At 67.7% G+C, this 17,057-nt stretch carries 11 protein-coding genes and 2 pseudogenes; 8 read left to right on the forward strand and 5 right to left on the reverse strand.

The window, feature by feature from the left end:
• Positions 1 to 41: 41 nt before the first annotated feature.
• On the forward strand, positions 42 to 602 hold the full coding sequence (locus ACTXG6_RS33230) for an MgtC/SapB family protein (protein WP_445183353.1): 561 nt from the start codon (positions 42 to 44) through the stop codon (positions 600 to 602).
• A gap of 1,033 nt (positions 603 to 1,635) precedes the next feature.
• Here ACTXG6_RS33230 and ACTXG6_RS33235 read toward each other — a convergent pair.
• Entirely contained in the window at positions 1,636 to 2,082 is a 447-nt protein-coding gene (locus tag ACTXG6_RS33235) for a DUF2127 domain-containing protein (protein ID WP_445190159.1), read from the reverse strand.
• A gap of 587 nt (positions 2,083 to 2,669) precedes the next feature.
• Between ACTXG6_RS33235 and ACTXG6_RS33240 the strand changes: the two genes are divergently transcribed.
• On the forward strand, positions 2,670 to 2,819 hold the full coding sequence (locus tag ACTXG6_RS33240) for a lmo0937 family membrane protein (protein ID WP_445183354.1): 150 nt from the start codon (positions 2,670 to 2,672) through the stop codon (positions 2,817 to 2,819).
• 240 nt (positions 2,820 to 3,059) lie between these two features.
• On the opposite strand, the gene ACTXG6_RS33245 is transcribed toward ACTXG6_RS33240, so the two are convergent.
• The 3 genes from ACTXG6_RS33245 to ACTXG6_RS33255 form a co-directional block, all read right to left on the reverse strand.
• Positions 3,060 to 3,950, reverse strand: a complete 891-nt coding sequence (locus ACTXG6_RS33245) for an MIP/aquaporin family protein (protein ID WP_445183355.1) — start codon at positions 3,948 to 3,950, stop codon at positions 3,060 to 3,062.
• Positions 3,951 to 3,962: 12 nt separating this feature from the next.
• The gene (locus ACTXG6_RS33250; protein WP_445183356.1) at positions 3,963 to 4,376 is read right to left on the reverse strand and encodes a hypothetical protein; all 414 of its coding nucleotides are present in this window, start codon (positions 4,374 to 4,376) and stop codon (positions 3,963 to 3,965) included.
• Positions 4,377 to 6,100: 1,724 nt separating this feature from the next.
• Positions 6,101 to 6,619: an STAS domain-containing protein gene (locus ACTXG6_RS33255; RefSeq protein ID WP_445183357.1), complete on the reverse strand. Its 519-nt coding sequence runs from the start codon at positions 6,617 to 6,619 to the stop codon at positions 6,101 to 6,103.
• On the opposite strand from ACTXG6_RS33255, the gene istA reads away from it, so the two are divergent.
• From istA to ACTXG6_RS33280, 5 genes and pseudogenes are all read left to right on the forward strand, one after another.
• Complete coding sequence (gene istA / locus ACTXG6_RS33260; protein ID WP_445183358.1) at positions 6,618 to 8,090, forward strand: IS21 family transposase; 1,473 nt, start codon at positions 6,618 to 6,620, stop codon at positions 8,088 to 8,090. The genes ACTXG6_RS33255 and istA overlap by 2 nt on opposite strands.
• Positions 8,087 to 8,356, forward strand: a complete 270-nt coding sequence (locus tag ACTXG6_RS33265; RefSeq protein ID WP_331511675.1) for a hypothetical protein — start codon at positions 8,087 to 8,089, stop codon at positions 8,354 to 8,356. The genes istA and ACTXG6_RS33265 overlap by 4 nt, the downstream gene beginning before the upstream one ends.
• A complete protein-coding gene (istB, locus tag ACTXG6_RS33270; protein ID WP_445183359.1) occupies positions 8,353 to 9,126 on the forward strand; it encodes an IS21-like element helper ATPase IstB in 774 nt (257 codons plus the stop codon). The genes ACTXG6_RS33265 and istB overlap by 4 nt, the downstream gene beginning before the upstream one ends.
• 1,665 nt (positions 9,127 to 10,791) lie before the next feature.
• A pseudogene (locus tag ACTXG6_RS33275) lies at positions 10,792 to 11,028 on the forward strand (transposase); the annotation flags it as partial.
• A gap of 15 nt (positions 11,029 to 11,043) precedes the next feature.
• Positions 11,044 to 11,529 (forward strand): annotated as a pseudogene (locus tag ACTXG6_RS33280) (allantoicase); the annotation flags it as partial.
• A gap of 19 nt (positions 11,530 to 11,548) precedes the next feature.
• Here the strand turns inward: ACTXG6_RS33280 and ACTXG6_RS33285 are convergent.
• On the reverse strand, positions 11,549 to 11,815 hold the full coding sequence (locus tag ACTXG6_RS33285) for a DUF1876 domain-containing protein (protein ID WP_445183360.1): 267 nt from the start codon (positions 11,813 to 11,815) through the stop codon (positions 11,549 to 11,551).
• Between the two features lie 120 nt (positions 11,816 to 11,935).
• Between ACTXG6_RS33285 and ACTXG6_RS33290 the strand changes: the two genes are divergently transcribed.
• Positions 11,936 to 16,900: an NAD-glutamate dehydrogenase gene (locus ACTXG6_RS33290; RefSeq protein WP_445183361.1), complete on the forward strand. Its 4,965-nt coding sequence runs from the start codon at positions 11,936 to 11,938 to the stop codon at positions 16,898 to 16,900.
• Positions 16,901 to 17,057 lie beyond the last annotated feature (157 nt).

Consider the following 17,057-nt stretch of genomic DNA (forward strand, 5'->3'; position numbering starts at 1 on the left):
CCAGCGGCGGCGGATGAGCAAGCTTGACGTGGGGACACCCGGTGGGTAGCGCCGATGGGAAGTTCGTCCTGCGGTTGTTGCTGGCGACCGGGTGCGGGTTGCTGATCGGTCTGGAACGCCGGTACCGCTCACGCACCGCCGGTTTGCGTACCAACGCTCTGGTCGCGGCCGAAGCGGCGGTATTCGTGGAGTTCGGCGAGCAAACAGGCGTACCGGCGGCGCCGTTGCAGATCACCGCCTACGTGGTCTCCGGGGTCGGCTTCCTCGACCACCAGCAAGTAGAGCTGCCAACTCGCTGCCAGCCCGACCGGCCCGTGAACGAGCACATTCATGCACGCCTTAATCAGGGTCGCGTTGAGCGCATACACGATGCCCGTCGCGACACCCAGAAGGGTGGCGGCCCCGCCCTGTCCGCCACGCCGCGCGGTCACCGCGAGGGAACCGATGACCACGACGGCCAACACCCCGACGGCAACCGCCGGTCCGGTGTCCGCCCGTTCCTGGGATCCCGAGACTCCGGCGGCGCCGGTGATCAGGAAACCGCACCCACAGCGACACCACCACCTCTGTCCACAACTCAGGTTCCGGCGCTACCTCGGTGAACGCGGCGGGCGATCACGCCGACGCCCACCAGAACGCCGACCAGCACCAGGGGCGACGACAGCACCCACACCAACTACGACGACACCTCACACACCGACAGCCACAACGAACTTAACTCCCACGACACACCCACCTCGACGACCACCACAACACCGACATCCACCACGCCTAGCCAGTCACCGAGACAACTGCGCAGGAACGGCCTCGAGCACAGCAACCTCGGCTACCAGGTGATGCAGTTCCTGGTAGCCGAGGTTTGCAGCTCATGATCTGAATAGCGAGCGGCCGGTCGTACCAACCTCCGGAGGTCTCGGTCTCGGTCTCGGTCTCGAGCTCTGCTCGGCTAACGAGGTAAGCCGGTTGACGCCTGCGACGGGTGCCGGTTTCATCACTTCTGCCTCAGAGGTAACACGACGCCAACCAGGTGCGACATCCATCACATGACCATCCGCACGTACCGCGGCAAGGTGACCCCGTGACTTGGTGCTGGCGGATGTCGCCCCTCGTCGTCGTAGCATTGGTTGCGCTGCGGGCCAGGTGGCTGGCCGGTCTGGTCACCAGCTCCGCGCGCCTTAACGCCGCGCCCGCGTGGGCGCTGAGCTTGCTGCGGGGAAGAGGTACCGGGGTCTCGCAATTCTTCGTATGGGTCTACGTCGTACTCGGTGTGATCCTCGTCCTCACCGTGATCTCAGGCATCCTGAACTGGGTTATCGGGGAGATCAACCTCCAGCGCGAGTGCTACCGGCCGCTCCGAGATGTCCGGGCACAGCCCGCGCACCCGAACTGGGCCGGCCCGACCAGAACGCGTTGGCCGATCAGTGAACCGGGTACTCACGCCCCGGGGTCGGCCCGCCGGCCCGGAGACGCGACAACTGGACGGCGCTAGCCGTCGCGAACCACAAGCGGGTCCTGCCCGCATCAAGACAGTCTGAGCACCATCTACCCATCGCTCTGGTCGAAGCCCGAGCCACACTACGAAAGCCGGTGGAAGCCCGAGCCACGCTACGAAAGCCGGTCAGGAAGCTGCTCCCATCATGGTTGCGGCCGCCGGCGGTCATCGTGGCGCCGGACGAGTCGCAGAGCGAGGTAACCGACGATCACAATGTTGAGCACCAGAGCGCAGACCTTGAGCAGGCTTGGCTTGCTCAACAACTCCTGGACCTCCGGGATGAACAACAGCGCCGTGGACACCACCGTCAGGTACTCCCCCCACTCCCGGCGCCGCAACAGGCCGTAGGCCTCAGCAGCTTCCAACAATCCGTAACCGATCGCGATCCCGCCATCCCGCTGAGCCTTCCGCGGTCCAAATCCGGCCAGCTTCGAGATCAGTCGCCCGGTGACGTTCTGGCTGGGATCCAACCCGGCCCGCTCGGCGACCCGACGCGCAAGATCGGCCCAGTCCGCGTGGGCATGAGTCAACAGGATGAGACCGATACCGACCAGCACCACAGCCCGCAGCGCCCGCTCGGCCGCGAGCACCGGAAGCAACCGGCTCTGATCCCTCCCCCCACCTCGCCCAGATTCCCCCCTCGGCGCATTACTCTCTGACCGAGTCACCATCCGGACTCCTTCGATCACTGGACACAGCAGTCGGCGCCGGAGGGGTGCGGTGGGGCCGTAGCGAATCAGCCCCTCTGCCACCCATCACGCGCAACCGGGGCGCCCACAGGGGTGGACGGGACGGAGCTTCTCAGAGAAGCGACTCCCTGTCAGGATCGGACACGCCTGGGGGACTCAGATGCCGGTCGAGCAGGAGCAGGAGCCCAGCATGTGCGAAGACTTGGTTCTGCCATCCCCGCCGTGGGGAACCGCCGCCGTCTCCGCCCGCCCCAGTTGAGGACCGGACCAAGGTCGGCTCCTTGCCTGTGGTCCGAGCACTCGATTGCACGTTTGCACCTAGTGTTCACCTAGGGTTGGCAGCGGTGCGCGCGCGAACGCCCGAGGCTGCGCCCGGCTGTTCGGGGTGTCAACACGGTGCTCAAATATTTTCGTCCGCGAGGCGGTTAACGATGTTCTGTCACGGGAAGGAGTGAATGTCACCGCCCTTCGCAGAATGGAGCCCACCGATGTTGCTTGGCCTCGCCGGTTTGTTACTTGTCCTGTGGCTGCTCGGATTCTTCGTGTTCCATCTCGGGGCCGTCGTCCACGCCGCCATCGTGATCGCAGTCATCGTCGCAGTCGTGCATTTCGTGCGCGGGCGCGGCGCACGGGTCTGAACCGACAAAAGTCACCGTCCCGGTGACCCGTTTTCTGCCACCGGGACGGTGACCCTGGTAGTGATCCAGATCGGGAGTCGATGGGTCAGGTCAGTGCTCCCGGAACCTGATCGCCCGCTGCCGCGGCAGCAAGGACGTCGGCGTCGGCGCCCTACCGACCGATGACCCAACATCGCCAGATCGTTCAGCTTTGCTGAACGCTGGACGCAGTGCTGGTGTCCCGTATGCGCGGGTGAATGGTTAGCGGCAGTGTCTATCGGGGCCTGGGCTGTGACCGGGTTCGGGCAGCCTGCCCCGCGCGGCTTGGGTGCCGCCGGGGTCGCCGCCCGGACCGCGCAGGATGTAGCTGGCGGCGACGGCGGCGACCGCGCCGAGCGGTGGGGCGGTGAGATAGATCCACAGGTCGTGCAGGTCAGAGCCGATGAGGGCGGGTGCGAGTGAGCGGGCTGGGTTCATCGAAGCCCCGCTGACGGGGCTGGACCATAGGCCAGCAAGTGCGATGTAGGCGGCAACTCCGAACGCGGACAGCGGGCCGATGTTCTGGGCACTGGAGGCGGTACCCAAGATTGTGCTGACCAGCCCGAGACTGAGGATTGTTTCGACGACGAAGGCCTGCGTGGCGCTGAATCCGGCTCCGGGCAGGGTCGCCCCCAGGTGAGCCAGATCGCCGAACGTCATTCTCAACACCATGCTCGCCAGCAGCGCACCAGCGAGTTGCGCCCCAAGGTAGCCCGGTACCCGGAGCCAGCCGAAGTCGCCTCGTAGCGCGAATGCGATGCTCACGATGGGATTGAGATGCGCGCCGGACACCGCGCCCATGAACAAGATGATCGCCAGGACCATCAATCCCGGCGACGTCACCTCCGCCACGCGGCCGATTTGACCGTGCGTGGCGGCGTCCAGGACCGGTGCGCCTGAGCCGACCAGTACCAGCAGAAAGGTGCCGAACAGCTCGCTGAACAGCCGCCGCCACTCATAACGAAGGTCGGCGAAGTCGCGGGCCCAGACCGGCGCACGTTCCAGTAGCCCGACGAGCTGCTCGCGGTGGCGGGCGTTCACGATGGCTTGGATGCGGTCGGGGTCGGCGTGCGGCGACGTGCGGGTCTGGTCTGGCTTCTCGTCTGGGCTCATCACCGCCGCCGGCTATGCACTGACGGCTGGTGGGTCCACGAGCCGACAGGGGATTTCGGCGTCCTCGTCGAGGTGGTAGCTGGCGCACACTCGGTGATAGCCGTCCGCGATCTGCAACGCTCGATCGGGCCGCAGCTCACCACGGACCAGCAGCACCGGCGACAGCGGCGTGCCCTTGGAGACTTTCTTTAGATCCTTCGCGACTTCGGGATCATCCGCCGGAAGTAGCGGAAGCCGCGCCGCGCGAAGAATGTCTTTCGCAGCCTGGTGCACCAGCGGCGCCTGCGACAGCAGACTCGACAGCGACTCGGCCAATGCGGGTGCGGCTATCAACCGCAAAAACGACACCGCGGCGGGATAGTCATGCTCGGCCGGAGCGTCAGCCCAGCTCAGGGTCGGTTGCGTCGACTTCGATTTTTTTCCCATTCATGATGGTGACACGGTCCGACTCTCACCGCTGTCGAGACTCTCACCGCTGTCGATGTCCGCAACGAACCTCGCCATCCAACGAGCATGGTCCACTGAGCACCGTTTTGCGGATCCTCATCCGTACACCTGGCCCGTGCCGGGGTGACACCGGCCCGAGAGTGATCACTCTCGCCTCTTGCCCGCCGCCACCCGCGGTCACCCTCCGCCTCCAAGAGCCGGCAGACGAGTCGAACGTGTGCGGTCGGCTGCGCCGCTTCGGTCCCGCCCACCTGCACGACGTCGCACAGATCGAGCAGTTAGTACTGGACGACCTCCGCCACTAGCGCGGTACCCACCTCGAACACGACAACCTCGCACAGTTCGTGACCATCGCCGCCGTCCGCGCGCCTACTGGGGGCACGGCCACCCCCCAAACCGCGCCACCCGACCGGGACCACCGCACCCTCAGAGCGGTTTGCGCTCGGCGGACGCCTTGGAGGCGGGGAAGGTGACCGGCGGCGGTCGACCGGCGACGAGCGCGTCAAGGCGAACCGTTCGCCGCCCACTGCGACACGGCCATCTCACTGAGAGCAACCTGGGAGACATCAAGTCACCCGGTCGATACGTTGGATCTCGGATTGGTGACGGCGAGGTTACGAGAAGGCAAGGCTCCCCAAGTCCGTCGGTCCCCCGAACCGACCGCCACCCTCGCCGCACGGTCCGGAGGGTAGGACCATGTCACGGCATCGCTATCGGGTCGAACCTCATGCCGAGGTCGACCTGTTCGACGCTCTCGTTCCCGAACCGCGCTCAGCCACATCGCCACCCGACCGAGCACGCCCCGCACGCCCCGAGTGGGCGGAGTCCTCAGACTGGCCGTTGCTGCCGAGCCCCCGCATCTCCCAGTCAGGGCCGATGTCCGTGGTAGCCCCGGTCCTAGAGGTCCCCGCACCCCGATTACCCGAGCCGGGCTCACATTGGGGCCCCGACGCGCACACGGCTAGGCAGCCGGATCCCGCACCAAATGACGTCGTCGACGCCGCGCATGCCCCGGACACCGTCCAGGACTGGCACACATCGACGACCCCCGACCAGGGCTTGGAGCGCGATACGTTCGACTGGGCTCCCTGGGACGGCGCGCAGGATGAGGCGCCCGTCCAGAACTCTCAAACGGTGGTCGAGGGCCGATTCACCCTTCCTCGAGCGGGGGCAGATGGGTCTCGGCTCGAGGTTCCGACGTACCGTCCTCGCCTCCCCGACCCACGACGCCCTCAACCTCCTCGCCAGCTAGGGTGCCACGCCCGACCGGCCGGAGGTCGCCCAGACGAATCCCCGAACCGGACCGCACCGAGGTAGCACGAGGCGGCCGGACCGACGGTCGTAGGGCGCCCGTTCGTCAGCGTCGGATCCGGGTGTCATTCCGCCCGGGGTCATGCCCCGGCTCGGTCCGAACTTCGAGCGCGGAGCCTTAGCCACCAATTGCAGCCAGAAGCCGAAACGTCGGTCGGGTCTTGATCGACTCGACCGACGTTTTCGCAGCTCAATGGCGGTTGCGGTGGGATTTGAACCCACGAGGGCTTGCGCCCTACACGCTTTCGAGGCGTGATCTTGTGCGTCGGATAAAGGACCTCTGTCCAGTAGGTGGAACGGGAACGTTAGGTGTCCGTCGGCCCTCGCCGCTGGTACGTCAGAACGTGATGACGTACCAGGCCCGTGAGCGGGGCGCTGCCTTACCGGTGTGATCATTCGTCCTGGATTGGTCCGGCGGCGACGGCGTGCTCCACAGTGTCGAATAGTCGCAGAGCCTGGAGGTGGGCGTCCTCGATCACGCGTAGCACCTGCTGGTGGCGGTCCCCGATGACAATTGCTAAGGGCCAAGGCTGGTCGGCGAACCGCGACGCCACATCGGCGAGTACGTCCAGTCCGACGGGGTCCAGGAACGTTACCTCGCGCAGATCCAGCACGAGGCCCGTGGCCGGGCGCAGCAGGAGTTGGAGTCTGGCCGCATCAACGCCGTGGATCGAGCCAGAAACCGTCAGAACGGTGCAGCCGTGCCGACGGACACGCGAAGATCCGGATGGGCGGACAGCTGGCTCCGGATGGGCGGACGTGAGATCTCCGGGTCCGCGGACATGACTTCTCCGGGACACGCCTGAACAGCATGCGAGGCGGGGTCCCTCCTGCCGGGTTGGCTCTGGTTGTCGATCACAGCCAGCCCCGATCTGGAGGGACCCCTTGACCAAGTCTGGCAGGGAAGTCATGGAGATCTTGCAAGCGTTCGATTTGACGCGTTGTCCACATTCAGCCGCGGCGTTGGCCGGGGTGGATGAGAAGACCGTGGCCCGTTTTGTCGCGATCCGCGACTCCGGGCGCGACCCGTTTACCCCGGCGCGACGGCCGCGAGCGATTGACCCGTTCTTGGACAAGATCGAGGAGTTAGTCGAGGCATCGAAGGGGCGAGTTCGTGCCGATGTGGTGCACGCGCGGCTGGTCGCGATGGGGTTTACCGGCACCGATCGCAGCACGCGGCGCGCGGTGGCCGAGGTCAAGGCTGATTGGAATGCGGGGCACCGACGGAAGTACCGGCCATGGGTGGCTGAGCCGGGGATGTGGTTGCAGCACGACTGGGGCGAAGGTCCCCGTGTCGGTGGCAGGCGCACGCAGCTGTTCTGCGCGTGGCTGTCCTGGTCACGGTTTCGGGTGGTGCTCCCGGCCTGGGACCAGACGCTGGGCACCCTGGTGGGGTGTGTGGATGCCACGCTGCGGCGGATCGGTGGGGCGCCCACCTATTTACTGACTGATAACCCGAAGACGGTGACGATCGACCGGGTCGCCGGCGTGCCGGTGCGCCATCCTGACATCGTCGCCGCGGGCCGCCATTACGGCTGCAAGGTGGAAACGTGTGAGCCCTTCGATCCGGAGTCGAAAGGCGGCGCTGAGCACACGGTGAAGATCGCCAAAGCGGATCTGGTCCCGACCACGGCGAACCTGCTGCCCGCCTACGCCTCGTTCGCCGAGCTCGCCGACGCGTGCTTCGAGTGGTGCGAGCGGGTCAACGCCCGCCCGCACCGGGAGACCGGGGCCGCTCCTGTTGAGCGGTTGCGCATCGAGCGCCAGCACCTGCATGTTCTGCCGGGCGCGCCGCATGCGATCGCGCTGGGCGAGGAACGGCTGGTTGATGATGATCAGACGATCCGGTGGGGCTCAGTGCGTTATTCCACCCCGGACGGGCACCAGGGCCAGAAGGTGTGGTGCCGGGTGGTGGGCGAGGAATTGGCCATCACCGGGTCCACCGCGGTGGGGATCAGCGAGATCGCCCGTCACGAGCTATCCACCCCGGGGCATCCGCGCATCGTCGATGCGCACTACCCGCACCACCCAGGCGGGAATCTGCCGCGGGTTCCCAAGGTGCGTGCCCGCACCCCGGAAGAGGTCGCGTTCTTGGACCTGGGCGAGGGGGCACGCCGGTGGCTGATCGAGGCCGCCGCGACCGGGGTGGCGCGGATCCGGGCCAAGATGGCCCGGGCGGTCGCGCTGGGCGCGGTCCTGGGTGGCGACCGGGTCGATGAGGCCCTCGGGCTGGCCGCGATCGCGGGCCGGTTCGCCGAGGACGACCTGGTCTCGATCCTGGATCACCTCGGCGCCGCCGGGCCACCCGATGACGTCGTGCACGTCGACGAGGCGCACTCCGCGCAGCCCGGCACCGGGTCGTGGGACAGGTTCGGCGCATGAACACCCCCGACCCGACCCAGCCCGCGTCGTTGCCGGGCCTGCCGCCCTCGCCCTGGGTACTGATCGACCGCACCACCCTCGAGCAGACCACCACCGTTCTGGATCTGCTCGAGCAGTGGCTGGCCGGCGGCGACCCTGGGCCGACCGAGGCGTGCGCTCGGGCCTGCTCGGGTGGGCAGAGTGACGCGTTCGAGGTCGCGGCCTGGGTGGGCACCCTCGCCGCCCGGCTGCAGCAGCGCATCGAGGCGGTGGACTCATGGTCGTGAGCCACCCGCAAGCGCCGGCGCTGCCCGATGAGTTGGACAAGATCACGCGTCGGATGCGGCTGCCTTACCTGCGCAAAGCCGCGCCCGACATCCTGGCAACCGCACGGGCGCAACGTTGGGACCCCGCTGAGGTGCTGCGTGTCCTGCTGATCGAGGAAGTCACCGGCCGCGACTCGGCGACGCGTCGGTTACGGCGCAAGAACGCGAACTTCCCTACCGGGAAGACGTTCTCCTCCTGGCGGCCCGAGGAGTCCTCGATCCCCGAGCCCACCCAGAACGCGCTGGTCACCCTCGAGTGGATCGGTCGGCAGGAGAATCTTGCGGTCGCCGGCCCATCGGGCACCGGGAAGTCGCACTTCGTTGAGGCGTTGGCGCACGCCGCGATCGAGGCCGACCTGCGGGTCGCCTGGTTCACCTTGGAATCTCTGACCGCGGCGGTCGGCAAGGCCAAGGTCGACGGCACGGTCGCACGGACGGTGTCACGGATCTGCGGCTGCGATTTGATCGTGGTCGACGACATCGGGATGTTGCCCGCCGGCCAAGACGCCGCCGAGGCGTTCTACCGGATCATCGATGCCGCCTACGAGCGGCGCTCGATCGCGGTGACCAGCAATATCCACCCCAGCGGATTCGACTCGATCATGCCGAAAACCCTGGCCACCGCCACCGTCGACCGCCTGCTCCACCATGCACATCTGATCGCAACCACCGGCGACTCGCACCGTCTCGCCGAAGCCCTCGCAGGCAAGGGAGTGATCCCCTTGAACTAACCCACACCCGGAAAACTCACGTCCGCCTACCCGGAGATCCGCTGTCCGCCAGCCCGGAGATCAAATGTCCGCCCACCCGGAGTTCCCAATGACCGTTGACAAGCCGTTCACGACACGAGCCGACCAATGCATGCGACACGCTCCTCACGTTGGATGTCCACCAACACTTCGGTTCGGCGAACCGGGCCCGGCCGCGGGATCAAACGGCAAACGTGCTGTTGGTGAGCGCTCAGGTCGTGGAGGGACTAGCGGGGCGACGGACCACGACCCGTCGGGCGTTGCGAGCAGTGTTGTGACACAAGGGCCGCGCCCAGCGTCACGAGTGACCGTGCATTCCACGGTCCCCGACGATGACGGCGCCATCGGCCTAACCTCGGACCGAGGTGGAATCGAGTCGTCAGCTAGGCCATCGACTGATCGCGGTCGCCCCCGCCGTCGAGGAGTAGGTGGGGATTTGGTGGAATGACCAACCTCCTGCGGCTGGGTCCAGGGTCCAAACCAGGTCGTAGCAGTCCTCGGGCCAGGATGTCGGTGGTGTGGGAGCCACGGCCGCTAAAGCGGTTGCGATAACGGACAGTTCGCCGTGTCGCCAGCAGATCAGGGTCGGTTCGCTACGGCTGACCAACTCCCGGGCCAGCGCCGTTTCGTCGCCTTGCCGAATTGGGTGTTGACCGGCACTCCGAGGTGGGCGGCCAGCGGAGTGACGGTCTGTAGCGTCCGCGAGCCTTCCCCGGCTGTGTCGCTAGCCGCGTAAATCGCGGTCGGCCGAGCCAGACCAGGACAGGATGCCCCGGTCGCGCGCGCGAACAGCTCGAACAACGCGCCAGCGCGAATCCAGCCACGCACGGTCAGCGAGTCAATATCAGGCTCGCCATCCTCGTCGACGCCTCGCGACCGACCCGAGGCCGGTGGTCCCTCACCAGGGCGAATGAACATCATGCGGGCACCGCTGACGTCAGCGGGCGGAGGCGCCGATATCACCGTCTGTGCCCCCACCCCGGATCCGTTCAGCAGCTGCGAAGCAGTGACCACCCCACCGGGTGCCCGGGTCCGGAGCACCTCTAGACGCGTCGGTCGAAATGGTTCGCTCACGGGTTACTCCTCATGGTGGGTCGACGCCCCGGGGCGAGCGCAGTCGGGTAAGTAACATTCTCACAGTTGTACAACTGCTTGCACGTGATTCCGTCGGGTACATCGACAACGCCCAAGAACCGACTGGTACTGCAGGGGAACCGGGCGGCATCCCAGCCGACAAGGACGCGATCGCTGCCCTGGGCGGCCGGAGCTCCGCCGCCCTGGATTGACTCGACCGGCCGCCACGACACTTACCTAACCGGGGCCGCCAGTTGCGATCTGACCGACCGCCCGCGCGGACACACCTCCACCCTGTCCGAAAATGATCAAGTTCGACAAGCCCAGGTGCAGCGGATCTCAGCCAGGGTGGGATCTAGTGAGTGAACCCGTTAGTAGCTAAGTTTCTGGCCGCGCTGGTGTCAGATCCTTACTTCTGAGGCTGCCCGACCAGTGACAACGGCCCACCCACTGATCGTTTGCGGGTCGGTGTACGAACCGATTGAGCCCCCTTCGTGCCTGAGCACGTAGAAGAGGCCATCGCATGCGTCTCTGCGCGAACCCGCCAAGGAACACGTAGAGAGGTGCCATGCGATGGCCCTGGATCAGTCTGCCCTGCTCGAAGTTCTTGACGCACTGAAGGTCGCTGATGTCGGTGATCGTGTCCGTCAGGTCGCCGAGACCATCTATCAAGCGTTGATCGAGGCCGAGCTCACCGAGGCGATCGGCGCGGCCCCGCACGAGCGTTGCGCGGAACGTGTCAATCAGCGCAACGGCCACCGGGCCCGCACGTTGAGCACCAGGGCCGGGGATTTGGAGTTGCGGATCCCGAGTTGGGAGAACGCTCGCCGTCGCGACGACGCGAACGACTTCGTGACCTTCGCGCTGGCCGGGCCAGCGACGGTGACGCTGGCGGAGCTCGACACCAGCCATTTCGTCGGCAACGCACCGGGATGGGTAGCGCTGCGCGGCATAGACGCCCGATCCGCCAGCCTCGAGGAATCCCGGGCCTGGTCCGAGGTACTGCCACGCACTCGGCTGCAACCAGACACACCGCACCGTTTCCGGCTCGGCGCACACCGCCCGATGACCCACATCCGGATGGATGTCTTCCCCGACGGTGGCCTGGCTCGGGTCCGGCTGTACGGATCCATGGACCCAGCTCAGCGCCGAGTGATCGGTCTGCGCTGGTTCAACGCGCTGCCCGAGACCCACGCCCGCACCGTTCTCGCGCAGCACGCAGACGGTGAACATGCCGCCAAACTCGCGGCATCACGCCCGTTCACCGACGCCGCGGCGCTACCCGACGCGCTACTTACGGTACTCGAGTAGGCGCTGGAACCGAGCCCAGTCAGATATGGAGGCGGGCCGGCTGGTGGGTGATCTGCTCGATATCCCCGGCGGCCCTGTCGAGCAGCTGGTGAGTCAGCTCAGACAGTGCCCGGGCCGCGGCGAGCTCGTCGCCGATCTCCGGCACGTCCCGATCGCGAGGGCTGAGCCGGGCCAGGCCAACCCCCGTCAACTCGTCGCTGTCGGTGCGCAGGCGGGCGATAGCCCGAGTTCTGCCGTCGTGTTCGTCGATTTCAACAGCGATGTCCCAATGCTTCGTCTCGTGCATGTCGCTCACCTCATCGTTGAGCTTCTCGAGCCATTGTGACGGACGACGGGGTCCCTTGGCACCGCCTTCAAGCGACTGGGCTGGAAGCTGCGACTGCGCACGGCTCCGCGGGGTCCGGGGATGGCGTTCCGACCTCGAAGGCGCGACCCTGAGTGCCCGACGCTCGGGCTGGAGGACGGCGTGCAGGCGAACTGGTTTGACCGCGAGAGGGCCGAAGTTGTTAAGCGCGTCCAGCGCTACGCGCAGGAACGGCTGGGCGGCGAGCAGGCCGAGTTGTTCCTGCCGTTCGTCGGCCAGTACTACGGGCGGGTCGGCGCCGATGATCTCAGCGAGACAACGGTCCCCGACCTGTATGGGGCGGCGCTCGCCCACCTGCGGCTGGCCCGGACGCGGCGGCGGGGAGAGCCGAAGGTGGCGGTGTACTCACCGGACTACGACGAGCACGGTTTCGCCAGCCCGCACACCGTCGTCGAAGTGGTCACGGACAACATGCCGTTCCTCGTCGACTCGTTGACGATGGAGCTTCGCCGCCACGGGCTGGGCCTGCACGTCGTCATCCACCCGGTGCTGACCGTGCGGCGGGACCGGGACGGCGAGCTGCTCGGCGTCGTGGCCGACACCGGCGACAAGCCCACCGACGACGCCGTGGTTGTGGAGTCCTACCACCACGTCGAGGTGGACCGGCAGACCGATCCGGCGGTGCTGCAGGAGATCCGTCGCGATCTGGTCCGCGTCCTCGGTGACGTCATCGCGGCCGTGACGCACTGGCCCGCGATGCTCGACCGGGCGGCGTCGCTCGCGCTCGAGCTCGAGGCCGAGGCGGCCGACGGGCAGGACGATCGGGCCGAGGCCGCCGAGTTCCTCCGGTGGCTGACTGTCGGCTCCTTCACGTTCCTCGGCTACCGCGAGTTCGAGGTCACGGCGGTCGACGGGGAGGACGTCCTTCGGGCGATTCCCGGCACCGGCCTGGGCATCCTGCGGGACACACCCGTCCCACCGAGGCCGCACCGCCTGTCCACACTCCCGCGGGGGAGTCGCGCCAACATCCTCCAACCGGGCCTGCTCAATCTGACGAAGACCCGCGCGCGGGCCACCGTGCACCGCGACAGCTACCTCGACTACGTCGGGATCAAGCGCCCCTTGCCCTCGGGGCGCGCCGGCCGGGAGTGCCGATTCCTCGGCTTGTACACGACGACTGTGTACAAGCAGTCGCCGACCGAGATCCCGATCGTCCGTCGGACGGTGCGCGCCGTGCTCGAACGGGCCGGATTCCCTCCGGACAGCCATGACGGCAAGGCACTCCTGGAGATACTCGACAGCTACCCCCGTGATGAGCTGTTCCAATGCACCGAGGACGAGCTGTACGCCGACGCGATGGCGATCCTCGCGCTGCGGCACCGCCCACGGCTGCGGCTGTGGTTGCGCCCCGACGGGTTCGGCCGGTTCCTTTCCTGCTTCGTTGACCTGCCGCTCAGCCGGCTGACCAGCGAGATCCGCTCGCGTGTCCGGGACGTGCTGATGGACGCGCTGCACGGGTTGCACTCGGAGGAGTCCACGCTCATCTCCGACTCGGTGCTGGCCCGGCTGCACTTCGTCATCTACACCGACCCCAACTGGGTGCCCGACGTCGACGCCCCGACGATCGAGGCACGGTTGGCGCTCGCGTTGCGAGGATGGGACGACGACCTCGCCGAGGCGCTGGTCGACCAGTTCGGCGAGGAGCGCGGGCTGCTGCTGCACCATCGCTACGCCGACGCCTTCCCGCCCGGATACCGCAGCGACTTCCCCGCCCGCACCGCCGTCGGCGACATCCGGCGTCTCGAGGAGCTGAGCGCCGCCCGAGGCGGGCCGGACCTTGCGATGCACCTGTACCGCCCATTGGAGTCGCTCGACGGTGAACCCCGGCTCACCGTGTACCGCCATGGGGAGCCACTCGCGCTCTCCGACGTACTCCCCTTGCTGGAGAACATGGGGATGCAGGTCGTCGACCAGCGCCCGTACGAGGTGCGTCCGGCCGGGGCCGAGCCGATGTGGATCTACGACTACGGGCTGCGCTGGGCACACCACCTCGAGCTGGAGGACGGCGACGTCCGCGAGCGCCTTGCCGGTGCGCTCGGCGCGGTCTGGCGCGGCGAGGTAGAGAACGACCGGTTCAACCGGCTCGTGCTCATGGCCGGCCTGCGTGCCCGTGAGGTGACCGTGCTGCGGGCCTACGCGAAATACCTGCGGCAGGCCGGGAGCACCTTCAGCCGGGACTTCATGGCCGCGGCGCTGGCCGACAACCCGGAGATCGCCCGCCAGCTCGTCGCGCTGGTGTGGCTGCGGTTCGACCCCGACCCCGACTCGGCCGTCGATCGCGAGCTGGGCGCGAAGCAGCTCGTCGCCGACATCGTCAGCCGGATCGATGCGGTGGCGAGCCTGAACGAGGACCGGGTGCTGCGCAGCCTGCTGGGCCTGGTGACCGCCACGCTGCGGACGAACCTCTTCCAGCGCGACGCCAACGGCCGCCCCAAGGCTTGGCTCTCGCTGAAGCTCAATTCCCGGGAGATCCCGGACCTGCCGCGGCCCCGGCCGAGGTTCGAGATCTTCGTCTACTCGCCACGAATCGAGGGTGTGCACCTGCGCGGCGGCGAGGTCGCCCGGGGCGGTCTGCGCTGGTCTGACCGCCCGGAGGACTTCCGCACCGAGGTCCTTGGGCTGATGAAGGCGCAGGTGGTGAAGAACGCGGTGATCGTGCCGGTCGGCGCGAAGGGCGGTTTCGTGGTGAAGGCGCCGCCGAGCGGCCGGGAGGCGCTGCACGCGGAGGTGGTCGCCTGCTACTCGACGTTCGTCCGAGGGTTGCTCGACGTGACCGACAACCTCGTCGACGCCACGGTGGTGCCCCCACCGAGGGTGGTCCGGCACGACGGGGACGATCCGTACCTCGTCGTCGCCGCCGACAAGGGCACCGCCGCCTTCTCCGACATTGCCAACGAGATCTCCCGGGAGTACGGATTCTGGCTCGGTGACGGGTTTGCCTCCGGCGGCTCGTGCGGCTACGACCACAAGGCGATGGGGATCACCGCCCGCGGTGCCTGGGTGTCGGTCCGCAGGCACTTCCGGGAGCTGGACCTGGACGTGCAGAACGAGGACATCACGGTGGCCGGGATCGGCGACATGTCCGGCGACGTGTTCGGCAACGGCATGCTGCTGTCCCGGCACATCAAGCTGGTGGCCGCCTTCGACCACCGGCACGTGTTCCTCGACCCCGATCCTGATCCGGCGCGCGGCTTCGACGAGCGGGCCCGGCTGTTCGCCCTGCCCCGCTCGTCCTGGGCGGACTACGCACCCGAGCTCATCTCGCCCGGCGGCGGCGTGTTTCGCCGCACCGCGAAGGCCGTGCCGCTCTCTGCCGAGGTTCGGGCCGCACTGGACGTCGACTCGCCGGCGCTCGCCCCGGACGAGCTCATCCGGGCGATCCTGCGGGCTCCGGTCGACCTGCTCTGGAACGGCGGAATCGGGACCTATGTCAAGGCCGGCACCGAGACGAACGCCGATGTCGGGGACAAGAACAACGACAGCGTCCGGATCAACGCCGACGAGTTGCGCTGCCGGGTCGTTGGCGAGGGCGGCAACCTCGGGCTCACCCAGCGCGGCCGGATCGAGTTCGCGCTGCGCGGCGGGCGGGTCAACACCGACGCCATCGACAACGCGGCGGGCGTCGACTGCTCCGACCACGAGGTGAACATCAAGATCCTGCTTGACCGCATCGTGCGCGACGGCGATCTCACCGTCAAGCAGCGCAACACCCTGCTGGCCGAGATGACCGCCGACGTCGCCGCGCGGGTGCTCGAACACAACGACGCCCAGACCCGCGCGCTCTACACCGCCGTCGCGCAGGCGGGCTCCATGCACGAGGTCCACCTGCGCTACCTGGACGTCTTGGAACGCTCGGGCCACCTGGACCGCGCACTGGAGGTCCTGCCGACCGCCGAGCAGCTGGTCGAGCGAGGCGGGTCCGGCGGGCTCACCATGCCCGAGCTGGCGGTGCTCCTCGCATACACCAAGATCGAGCTGTATAAGCAGCTGCTCGCCTCCGACGTGCCGGAGGACCCGTTCCTCGGCCACGAGCTGGAGCGGTACTTCCCGGACGCCCTGCGGGACCGCTTCGCCGGGCGGATCGCCGACCACCCGCTGCGGCGCGAGATCGTCGCCACCTGCGTCACGAACAGCGTCGTCGACCACGCCGGCACCAGCTTCGTCTTCCGGCTGGCCGAGGAGACCGGTCGGAGCGCACCGGAAATCGCGCGGGCGCACACCGCCGCACGGGAGATCTTCGCGCTGCCCACACTCTGGACACAGATCCAGGCCCTCGACGGGACGGTCCCGAGCACAGTGCAGGTCGGGCTCTTCCTCCAGGCGCGGCAGGTGGTCGAGCGAGCGACCCGCTGGCTGCTGCGCAACCGGCGGGAGCCGCTGGATATCGCCGAGACCGCCGCGTTCTTCGCTCCCGCCGTGCCGGAGCTGAGCGAGCGGTTGCCGGAACTGCTCACCGAAGCGGCCGCCGACGCGCTGGCCACCGAGATCGGGCGCTACACCGAGGCAGGTGTGCCCGAACCGCTCGCCCGGCGGATCGCGGCGTTGCCGTCCCTCTTCTCGGTGCTCGACATCAGCGAGGTCGCCCGGTCCAGCGGTCACGTACTGGCCGACACCGCAGCCGTGCACTTCCAGCTCGGCGAGCAACTGCTGCTCGACTGGCTGCGCCAACGGATCCTGGAGCTGCCCCGCGAGGACCACTGGCAGGCGCTCGCCCGGGGTGCGCTGCGGGACACCCTGTACGAAGTGCACGCCTCGCTCACCGCCGAGGTGCTCCGCCGAGGTGAGCCGGAGGTGAGTGCTCGCGACCGGGTCGGTGGCTGGCTGGGTCGGGCGGCGACCGCGACGAACCGCTGCGTGCGCGTCCTCGACGAGATCGCCGGCAGTGGCCGGGCCGACCTCGCCACCCTGACCGTCGCCCTCCGCGAGGTCGGTGCCCTTGCCCCGGCGGACCAGGCTGAGGTCGGCCTGACAGCGGGACTGTCCACACTGACAACGCCGAGCTCATAGTCCTGGGCTGGCGGCGGCGCGCAATTTCCCCCACGGTCAGCATCCTGCCCTGGCCGCAGGCTATAACCAGCACATGAGCACCCTGTTTCTGCGCACGGGTGCTACGGCAGAGTGTTCGAGTCCCCCTCAAGCACTTGACCGAGTTTTCAAACCCCGA

The organism is Pseudonocardia sp. Cha107L01, from assembly GCF_052566575.1.

Bases quoted from the DNA above. Each gene is read 5' to 3' on its own strand.
- ACTXG6_RS33245 (WP_445183355.1), bottom strand. From the start codon at position 3,950: ATGAGCCCAGACGAGAAGCCAGACCAGACCCGCACGTCGCCGCACGCC.
- ACTXG6_RS33240 (WP_445183354.1), top strand. From the start codon at position 2,670: ATGTTGCTTGGCCTCGCCGGTTTGTTACTTGTCCTGTGGCTGCTCGGA.
- istA (WP_445183358.1), top strand. From the start codon at position 6,618: ATGGAGATCTTGCAAGCGTTCGATTTGACGCGTTGTCCACATTCAGCC.
- ACTXG6_RS33265 (WP_331511675.1), top strand. From the start codon at position 8,087: ATGAACACCCCCGACCCGACCCAGCCCGCGTCGTTGCCGGGCCTGCCG.
- ACTXG6_RS33255 (WP_445183357.1), bottom strand. From the start codon at position 6,619: ATGACTTCCCTGCCAGACTTGGTCAAGGGGTCCCTCCAGATCGGGGCT.
- ACTXG6_RS33290 (WP_445183361.1), top strand. From the start codon at position 11,936: ATGGCGTTCCGACCTCGAAGGCGCGACCCTGAGTGCCCGACGCTCGGG.
- ACTXG6_RS33285 (WP_445183360.1), bottom strand. From the start codon at position 11,815: ATGCACGAGACGAAGCATTGGGACATCGCTGTTGAAATCGACGAACAC.
- ACTXG6_RS33250 (WP_445183356.1), bottom strand. From the start codon at position 4,376: ATGGGAAAAAAATCGAAGTCGACGCAACCGACCCTGAGCTGGGCTGAC.